The sequence below is a fragment of the Lentilactobacillus sp. TOM.63 genome (genome assembly GCF_030361045.1).
Lineage (GTDB): Bacteria > Bacillota > Bacilli > Lactobacillales > Lactobacillaceae > Lentilactobacillus > Lentilactobacillus dabitei.
This window is the reverse complement of sequence record NZ_JAUCAP010000089.1, coordinates 1-9,687: the sequence shown is the minus strand read 5'-3', so window position 1 is coordinate 9,687 and position 9,687 is coordinate 1. Positions and strand designations below refer to the sequence as shown.

At 42.6% G+C, this 9,687-nt stretch carries 4 protein-coding genes; all 4 read left to right on the top strand.

Annotated features, from left to right (window positions below; translation table 11 throughout):
• Window positions 1-61: 61 nt before the first annotated feature.
• The gene (brnQ, locus tag QUF07_RS12335; RefSeq protein WP_289427646.1) at window positions 62-1,438 is read left to right on the top strand and encodes a branched-chain amino acid transport system II carrier protein; all 1,377 of its coding nucleotides are present in this window, start codon (window positions 62-64) and stop codon (window positions 1,436-1,438) included.
• A 69-nt stretch (window positions 1,439-1,507) separates the two neighbouring features.
• Window positions 1,508-2,728, top strand: coding sequence for a cation:proton antiporter (locus tag QUF07_RS12330; protein WP_217164011.1), 1,221 nt, complete (start codon window positions 1,508-1,510; stop codon window positions 2,726-2,728).
• Window positions 2,729-2,939: 211 nt separating this feature from the next.
• Complete coding sequence (locus tag QUF07_RS12325) at window positions 2,940-5,567, top strand: DUF5776 domain-containing protein (protein WP_289427645.1); 2,628 nt, start codon at window positions 2,940-2,942, stop codon at window positions 5,565-5,567.
• A gap of 363 nt (window positions 5,568-5,930) precedes the next feature.
• Complete coding sequence (locus QUF07_RS12320) at window positions 5,931-9,560, top strand: DUF5776 domain-containing protein (protein ID WP_289427643.1); 3,630 nt, start codon at window positions 5,931-5,933, stop codon at window positions 9,558-9,560.
• Window positions 9,561-9,687: the final 127 nt, after the last annotated feature.

Genomic DNA, 9,687 nt, shown 5'->3' with positions numbered 1-9,687 from the left:
ACTCGACTGGCAAACACCGTATCAGGTTATGCTGACAAATTTGTCCAAAAATTCGGATTAAATTTGCAATCTACCATTAACGTTTAAACATTATCTGATTATTGGCTCGATGCTTTTTGGGATGTTCTTCGGGGCTGGTAACCTGATCTTCCCGATCCATTTAGGTCAACTGGCTGGTGCTCACTGGGTTAGTGCCGGCATTGGCTTCTTACTTACCGGGACCCTGTTACCTTTGTTAGCGATTATTGCGATTGCTGTTACCCATAGCAATGGGATCTATGATCTAGCCAAGCCCATCGGCAGCAAGTACGCCACTTTCTTCATGGTAATGGTTTGCGCCACCCTTGGACCGTTGTTTGCCACTCCCCGAACGGCTACCACACCCTTCCAAATCGGCTTTGCAACTCACTTAACTCCATCGCAACAACCGATGTGGTTATTCATTTATTCACTGATTTTCTTTGGAATTACCTTCTGGGCATCCAGAAAGCCCTCAGGCATTTTAAATTCGATTGGTAAATTATTGAACCCAGCCTTTCTCGCATTGTTAGCCATTATCTTTATCTTTGCATTCACTAATCCAATCAGTAAAGCATCTACGGCACCCATTACGAGCAGTGCTTATCAAAACGGTTCGGTTTTAAATGGGTTTCTTCAAGGCTATAACACCATGGATTGTATTGCCGGCCTGCTCTTTGGAATCGCCATCATCACAGCGATCCGCAGTTTAGGTCAAACCAATGCCAAAGATATTTCCATGACAACGATTAAGTCAGGTGCGTTGGGAATTGGTTTGGAAGCCATCATTTATATCGGTTTGGTATGGTTGGGCGCAACCAGCCTCGGGTCATTCAAGACTTCTATCGATGGGGGGATCGCCTTTAACCAGATCGCCAACCATTTCTTAGGAACCACCGGCGAAATCCTTTTGGCAATGATGGCAACCTTAACTTGTCTCACGACCGCAGTTGGTTTGTCGACATCATTTTCTGAAGCCTTGCATCTCAAGTTCCCCTCAATTTCATATCGAACTTGGTTAATGATTGCCACCGGCTTTTCATTTATCATTGCAAACTTTGGGCTGGATACGATTATCGCCTGGTCAACCCCAATGCTGATGTTCCTCTACCCACTGGCCATCACCCTGATTATTTTGTCAATCAGTTCACCATTGTTCAAGCATGATCGTCGCGTATACATCTGGACAACTGTTTTCACAATTATTCCATCAATTCTTGATGCCATTGCTTCGGCACCAGCCATCATCTCCAAATCAGCCATTGCTCAATCAATCTTGAAATTAGATAACTTCTTGCCAGGGGCATCACTGGGGATGGATTGGCTATTACCAGCTGCAATTGGCTTGATCATTGGTTTGGCGATTCATTTTATCGGTGAACTAATGGGCGAAAAGAGTACCCAACAAAGTTTGGATTAACGGTAACAACACATAGAAAACCACTATAATAGAAACAACACATAATCTTAAACGAAAGGAAGTTGTCGTATGGCCTTTATCGGTGCGCTCTGCTTACTGCTGGTGCTCACCACGTTGGCAGGACATTTATCAAATCGAATTGGGGTTCCATCGGTTATTGGCCAAATTGTCGTTGGAATCGTCGTCGGGCCAGCCATGTTGAACTGGATTCACTTGGATAGCATGTTGAACATGTTTTCTCAAATTGGCGTGATTATCCTCATGTTCATTGGTGGCTTGGAAAGTAACCTGAAGCTACTGCGTAAATATTTGCGCCCAGCCGTGATCGTTGCCATCGTTGGGGTCATCTTCCCGGTTGTGATGATTGGCGGCGCCACGTTGGCATTCTCGTTTTCTCCACTTGAAGCGGCCTTCATTGGCGTTGTCTTCAGCGCCACTTCAGTTTCGATTTCCGTTGAAGTATTGCGGGACTACAAAGCACTGGATACTAAAGAAGGCGCTACGATTTTGGGCGCGGCAGTTGCCGATGATATTATTGGCGTTATCCTGTTGTCGATCATGATCAGTATCATGGGAACTGAAGGCGTTAAAACTAGTGGTTCCTCGACCAACATTACTTTGATTTTTCTTGAACAGGTTATCTTCTTTGGCGGGACTTATCTCATGATTCGCTGGATTGTTCCCTACATCATGCAAATTGGCGAGCGCCTGTTGATGACCAATAGTGTCACAATTACTTCAATGGTGATTTGCTTAGGGATGGCTTGGGCTGCGGATGCCGCTGGCTTGAGTGGCGCAGTTGGTGCGTTCTTTGCTGGGATTGCCGTGGCGCATACACCTTATCGGGATACGATTGAAGTTCACATGGAGCCGATTGGGTACGCTGTGTTTGTCCCACTGTTCTTTGTCAGCATTGGCCTGAACATGTCATTTGCCCACCTTGGTAATTCAATCTTCTTCGTTGCTATTTTGACCTTCCTGGCCTGCATTAGTAAGCTATTTGGCTGTGGATTGGGTGCATTAATGAACGGCTTCAATATCCATAGCAGCTACATGATTGGTTCGGGGATGATCTCCCGGGGTGAAATGGGCTTGATTACCGCCCAGATTGGGTTTTCATCCGGTCTGCTGTCAGGGTCGTACTATTCTGACCTGATTTTGGTGATCATCTTGTCAACGATTATTGCGCCGTTCCTACTGAAACACGCAATCCATCATTTGCCAGCGGATGATAAAGCTGATCTCCCCGTGGACGTTGGTGAAGGGATTGTCGAGAATGGGCATTCTTAATTGAAGGATTTATCCGTGAAAAAAGCGATTATTCCAAAAAATAAGGAATAATCGCTTTTTTCTTTATAGGAAGGCAATCTAACGGCCATTATTGATATCTTGAGAGTTATAGTTATTGAAATACGCTCCCACAAATCAGCCAATTGGTGTCATAATAACCTTACCGGGGAATATCTATCATTCTTTATTTATAGAATCAGGGGGAAAAGCAATGAAAATATGTAATGATCAAAACAAAAATTTACGCAAGTTCTTTGTGACTGGCTTATTCAGTTTGATCGCCTTTGCAGCTGTTCTACTGGGCTGCTTAAAGGCGGTTAATGCCGCGGACGAGTCGACGTATCCGCCAGTGTCGGCTTCTGAGCTACAGTACAGTTCAAACTTTCAAAAAGGTGATGAACTGACAACTGGTAACAGTGCTCAGTTCAAGGTTAATTTCAATGCACCAGGCAGTTCCCAAGAAAGAGTGCATGCTGGGGATGTCTTCATGATTAACTTGGATCAAGATGTTTTGGAAAAAGTCACAATGGATCTATCGAGCACGACCAGTTCAGTTGACCCCAACAAAGATTTCAACTTGGTTGTGAATGGTGGATCGATCACTGTCACTGCTAAACGGGATTTGCCAAATGTGCAACAATTATCCATTGTGGTCTCAGGAACGATCAAGAGTGGGTTGGAAATAACCAAGCAGTTAGTTAACGTCCAAACTGCTTTTACGCCAAACGGTCAGGCTAAAATTGATTTTCCTGATTCATCGATATTGGTCACAAGTGGGAAATCGGATGGTGGGGGGACTACCCCATCTGACACACCGGATCAAATCTCTCACGCAGTTTTTGGTGGCTTTGGTGGCTTTCCAGATAATTCAGCTGATAAGGTCGAAAAAAACTACACTGATAACTACGTTGGGCGGACAGAAGCGACTAGTAGCGAGCTAACTCAGTTGTATTATCAACATACTCAGGACGCCATGAGTGCCTTTGGAATGATTAAGTTGCCAGTTCAGGTAGCGATGCCAAAGAGCGTTACTTGGACCCTTGAACCAACGGACGGTCATACGATTGATATGGATTCCGTTGTTCCGTGGGTCGATTCTTATGGGACTGGCGGTCTGTACCACGGCGTGAATTATGATGTGATGACCCCTGGCACATATAGTTTGACGAGAACGCCGGATGGTAAGGGCGTCGTCTTTAAGTGCTCAACGGAAGCCATGCATCCTGGCTGGTCGATTGATTTGACATTTTACACGCCGACAACTCCCTGGCAGTCAACTGTAAAGGGAACTGGAGCGGCCGATTATATTCAGATGCAAACGAGTTTGCAGTATGTTGATCAAAGCGGTGCCACTCAAACTGCCGGTTCGCACTCGGTTCAAATGCGTTACGTTAATCCAGATCAAACGGGCTATACCCCGACTTTGGATCTACGGACAAAGACGGCAGATCTTAGCAAGTCACTTGATCCTGACTTTGATTTCGTGTTAGTAACCGTTACTTCGCCGGAATTTGTGAAACAGTTTGTTGAAGATGCCCATGATCCAGCCAACCCATTAGTTGGTGACCAAACTATTGCAGCAGGCTATACGTTTACTGCAAAGTATGATGGAAGTGTATTTGATCCCGCTCATCCGGTTGATGGCACGTATACGCTGGAGATAACGGCTAAGAATGCCCAGGATAATGAAACAACTAAGAAGACGACTTTTGTAGTTAAAAACTCTCAGGTTGTCCCACTGCCTGACAGTGCTGCGAACATTGTGATTCACTATGTCGACGTGGCAGATCCGACCCATACGATGAGAACAATTGAAGTTCCTGGTTACAACCATAAAGTTGGTGATCCAATTACAACGGTAACCCCTTCTCAAGGTGGGTTGAATCTGCAACTTTGGATCGATGAAAACATGCCGGATAGTTATCATACTGCCACTACCAGTGAACTGAAGAGTGGGCAAGTGCAAACGCCATTGCCAACGACTTGGCCGGCTAAGCAAGCGGCAATCACTTATTACATTGCTAAGGATGGCACGATTCCAAATGGTGGCGGTGGCACGACCCCAACGCAGCCGGTTACGCCAGCAACACCAAATACGCCAGCAATCCCAACAGTCACAAATCCAACCGCCACAGCTAATCCAAGTGTGGTTGCCAAGAAGGGTGAAGCCGTTTATGCTTTGAAGAAGATTTATCTCTACAAGAATAATACTTTCGTCAAGCAAGATCGTCAGGCTGGATATGTTAGTAAGCCACGGGTTTATCGACCGATGTTTGTGGTAACGGGTTACAGTCATTCTAAGAATGACCATCTGCGATATAAGGTTCGCGATGTCAACCACTTAACCAAGAATAAGGGTAAAACCGGGTACATCACTGCAAATTGGAACTATGTTCGCCCTGTATACTATCAAAGTAAACACAAGACGCTAACAGTGATTAATCCACGTGGTGTGAATGCATACAAGAACGTAAATCTAACTAGCAAAGTTCGCAATTACAAGCAAGGGACAGTGCTTCACGTTACCAAGTTTGTTCACCATAATTTAACGACTCGTTACGTTTTGAGTAACGGAAACTACATTACTGGAAACCGCAAACTTGTTAAGATGGATAAGCAAAAGATACCTCGATATGTCAAGGTTAAGAAGGATATTAACCGTTACGAGACGGTCAATTTGGCCAAACGTAACAAGCTCATCAAGAAAGGTACCAAGATTCGCATTAAGAATTACGATTATTCTCAGGCTAATAGTGTTACCAAACATGGTGCATTAAGGTACCGAATTGCTGGTGATTATGTTACTGGGAATTCTAAATATGTGAAAGTTTATGATTAGCTTTTGAGTGAGTTGGTAGAAGTCAGAAAGGGTCTCAGCACTGCTGAGGCTTTTTTGTTCGCAATTTTTTTGTAAAAGTTAGATGAATCAGGAAACAATGAATGGAGCTTGGAAGATCCTTATTTTAGGGTCACCAGAACGATAATGATAACGTTTTAGCTAAGCATTAGTCTGTTGCAGTAATGCATTTGTAGTTCTATTATAAATATAAGGCTAAATAACACGCTGCTTAATAATTTATAGTGCTTTGCTTGCAACTGGGGGAATGCTGGAAGAGTCAGTTCATTTGTGAGTGAACAGGAATTAATCGGGGTAAGGGGCGTGTTGTGATACATCAAAAAGTACTATAGGAGGGTATTGTTTATGGTTAGGAAGTATTGCAGCCCAACCCCAAATGGGAGGCTAATTAAGTATGTATTTATGGTGTTGGCATTGGTGCTTGCATTTGGTTTATTGATGCAACCAAATGAAACGAGTGCAAGTGATGGTCAAACTACAGCCAGTGGCCTTCCAAGTATGACCAATAACATAAGTGATTCAACCTATGCTAAAGGCTATTTGATACAGTATAATTTTAAATTTGATGGCGCGAAAATTAACAAGGGCGATAAATTTACTTTTACTGTAAAAAATACAGATACTAGTAAAACCCTTCCTGGAATTGAGACTAGCAATGTTGCTGTCTATGTTGCTAGTTCTGGCGACGCATTTGCTATTTCTAGCACCGATGATAACAACGGAACGACAACCATTACTTTGACTGCAAATCAGCCACAAGATTATTATGACGGTTTGCTGAATCCTGAAGTTAAAGTGATGATGCAAACAACAGGAAATACAGATAATACGGGATATATAAAGCAGCAGAAGGAAAAAACACAAACATACGATGTTAAGGTTTCCTATAACGGGTCACAACTTAGCACTACTGACCCTAGTTCATTCAAAATATTTAACTTAATTAATCCCAATGGACCATACAATGCATTTAATCAAGAAATTTTTATGAATAAGGGTGGGCTTCCATATCCCGATTATTCTACGAACGGAACACCTTACAATGATAACGGATTCGCGAGCCTTGTTAAAACGGCAAACGATACCGATTACTACCCAAGCCCATCGTCATATTCTAATAATTACATGTATTTATACAGTCAGAATGCCATGCCTGCATGGGCACAGATTCTATTTGGCGGTGTAACAAACATGACGGATTCTGATTATAATGCCAATTTGAAAAACTATTATAGTAAGCTAACTTGGACAATCAAACTGTCTGGTGATGAGGCTGGTACCTTTGACCTTTCGAAGGCTCCAGACGTATATGAAGCAAGTGATGGTACGTTTAGTCACGCAAAGGGGTGGACGTATGATAAAACAGCTAGTGAAGGGGATAGTAGTCATAAGACGCTAATTTTTACGTTTGATCCGAGCCAGTTGTCCTCATCAGATCACATAAATGGCATCAACTTTGATGTCTCGCTGCCAATTAAAACGACAAAAGCTTCTGACCAGGTTAATGTTATTAGCAGTCTTACTGGAGACAAATCTTCTAAAAGTAGTACTGTTACTGATAAGAATTTTTTAGATGCAATGAAGATTCCTATCGACTCTGAGAATAGTAATCAACCAACTTATCGAGCTCACTTAGTATATAGTAATCCGTTGGCGACAATTTTTGCTCCCGCACTTTTCGAGAATACTAACGCGGTTTCTGTTAATACTGGGGATTCGGATTCCAGTACAGATTTGAAGAACTTGTTTAATAGTGGGTACTTTAAACTAGAGTCAACAGATAAAGAGTCAAAAACAAATGAAACAGACTTTTTTAAAAACTTACTACAAACAGATCTTCCGGTTCCTTCGGATATGACGAAAGCTAATGCCCTCATGCGGAACCCTGATCTGCCCGCAGATACTCCAAATAATGAGACATTAGTTCGTGACTGCCGAGATTATAATAATGGTGGTCAAGGTGCAAGCGTTCTGAATTATAGTAATCTTTACATGCACTACGCTAATGGTGGTGTTTTCAAAAAGGTAGTGGAATCTGATAGTGCCAAGGATGCTAACGGCAACCCAGAGCCAAAATTAGATGAAGCTGGCAATCCACAAGTTATTACTGGTGATGGCAATTCATTTGATGTTACCAAGAGTTTTGATGATCAGACGGTAAATCCTGGCCTTTACGTTGGGTATATTTATGCTACTAACGATGTCGATGATTCCGGAAAGCTTGTTTCTTCTAAGTCACAAGTTAAGATGGTGAAATTTTATGTAAAGAACAAGAATACACCTGTTACTAAATACTATGGATCTTTGACTGGTAAAGTTATTAATACAAACACAAAGCAGCAGCTTGGAACTGACTATAAATTGGGCACTGGTTCCAGCGATCAGCCAAGCCTGAAAATGAGTGCGACTGATTCTTGGATAACTGATAGAGCTGCAACTGATAAATATGATGTAAAGGGTTGGACAGAAGGTCAAGAACCATCATTTGATAAGTTCAGCTCATTACCAACTACTATTGATTATCCAACTGGAACAACGGAACCAGTTGCTGGGCAGACGGTATACATCTACGTAACCCCTAACTCAACGCCAACAACTGACAAGCCGATAAACGTTAACATTCGAGATTACACGAATAAGGGTGCTCTTTTGAAGAATTTTAGTTATTCCAAAAAAGATAGTGATACTGTAACCGTTAATTTGAATGATGATATTTTGAAGGATTATGTTTCACAAGATGATACAATCAATGGTTGGCATCTTGACAAGGCAGCGGATGATATCAAAGATTTACAAAAACTTCCAGCTACTGCAACATATTCTGCCGATATGGCCCATACAATTGACATTTATGTAACGCCTAAGTCAACGACTGATCAGCCAATAACTGTTAATATTCGAAATATTAATGATCCAAGTACGCCTTTGGATACTCATAAGTATACAAAGGAATCTGGTGACAGTTTAATCGTTAATAAAAGTTATAAGTATTTGCAGACATTCTTAGATGAGGGTTATACCCTTAATGGTTGGCATATTGATAAGGATGCGACGGATACTAAAAACTTGAGCACAGATCCAATTACGGAGAAATTACCATCGGATACGGTGCACACGATTGATATTTATGTAACACCTAAATCAACGCCAACCCCTACTCCGGGACCGAATCCAGAGCCAACTCCTACTCCAAATCCAACTCCTACTCCAAATCCAACTCCTGTAACCCCTACTCCAACTCCTGTAACGCCGACTCCCGAACCATCAACGCCTTCTGAGCCAATCGCTAAAAAAGGTGAAGCCGTATACGCCTTGAAGAAGATTTACTTATACAAGAATAATACCTTCTCCAAGAGCGAGCGTCAGGCTGGGTACTCCCGGAAGCCGCGGGTATACCGACCAATGTTTGTGGTAACTGGTTACAGTCATTCTAAGAATGGTCGCCTGCGTTACCAAGTTCGCGATGTAAACCACTTAACCAAGAACAAGGGTAAGAAGGGTTACATCACCGCTCAATGGGATTACGTTCGTCCGGTTTACTACCAGAGCAGTCACAAGACACTGACCGTCATTAATCCTCGTGGGGTTAATGCTTACACCAACGTCAACTTGACTGGCAAGGTTCGCAACTACAAACAAGGTACAGTGCTTCATGGGACCAAGTTTGTTAAGCACAACTTAACTACCCGCTACCTTCTCAGCAATGGTCAATACATTACCGGGAACCGCAAACTCGTCGAAATGGGCAAGCACAAGCAAGTTCGTTACGTCAAAGTCAAGAAGACGATCAATCGTTATAAGACCGTTAACTTGACCCAACGTAACAAGCGCCATATCAAGAAGGGTACCAGGATTAAAGTTCAGCGCTATGACTTCTCACACGCTAACAGCGTCAATAACGTTGGTGCCTTGAGATATAAAGTTGCTGGTGGTTACATCACTGGTAATTCTAAGTTCGTTAAAGCATATTACTAATTAATAAATTGCAAACTAAAACGTCTACCTCAACCGGTAGGCGTTTTTAGTGGCTCTTCGTCAACTGTTGTTGGTGAAACTAAATTCGAGTTCTAATCACTTTGTGATTAGGGCTCTTTTTGTTTTG

Coding starts and splice junctions, on each gene's coding strand:
- QUF07_RS12330 (WP_217164011.1), top strand. CDS start 1,508: ATGGCCTTTATCGGTGCGCTCTGCTTACTGCTGGTGCTCACCACGTTG.
- QUF07_RS12325 (WP_289427645.1), top strand. CDS start 2,940: ATGAAAATATGTAATGATCAAAACAAAAATTTACGCAAGTTCTTTGTG.
- QUF07_RS12320 (WP_289427643.1), top strand. CDS start 5,931: ATGGTTAGGAAGTATTGCAGCCCAACCCCAAATGGGAGGCTAATTAAG.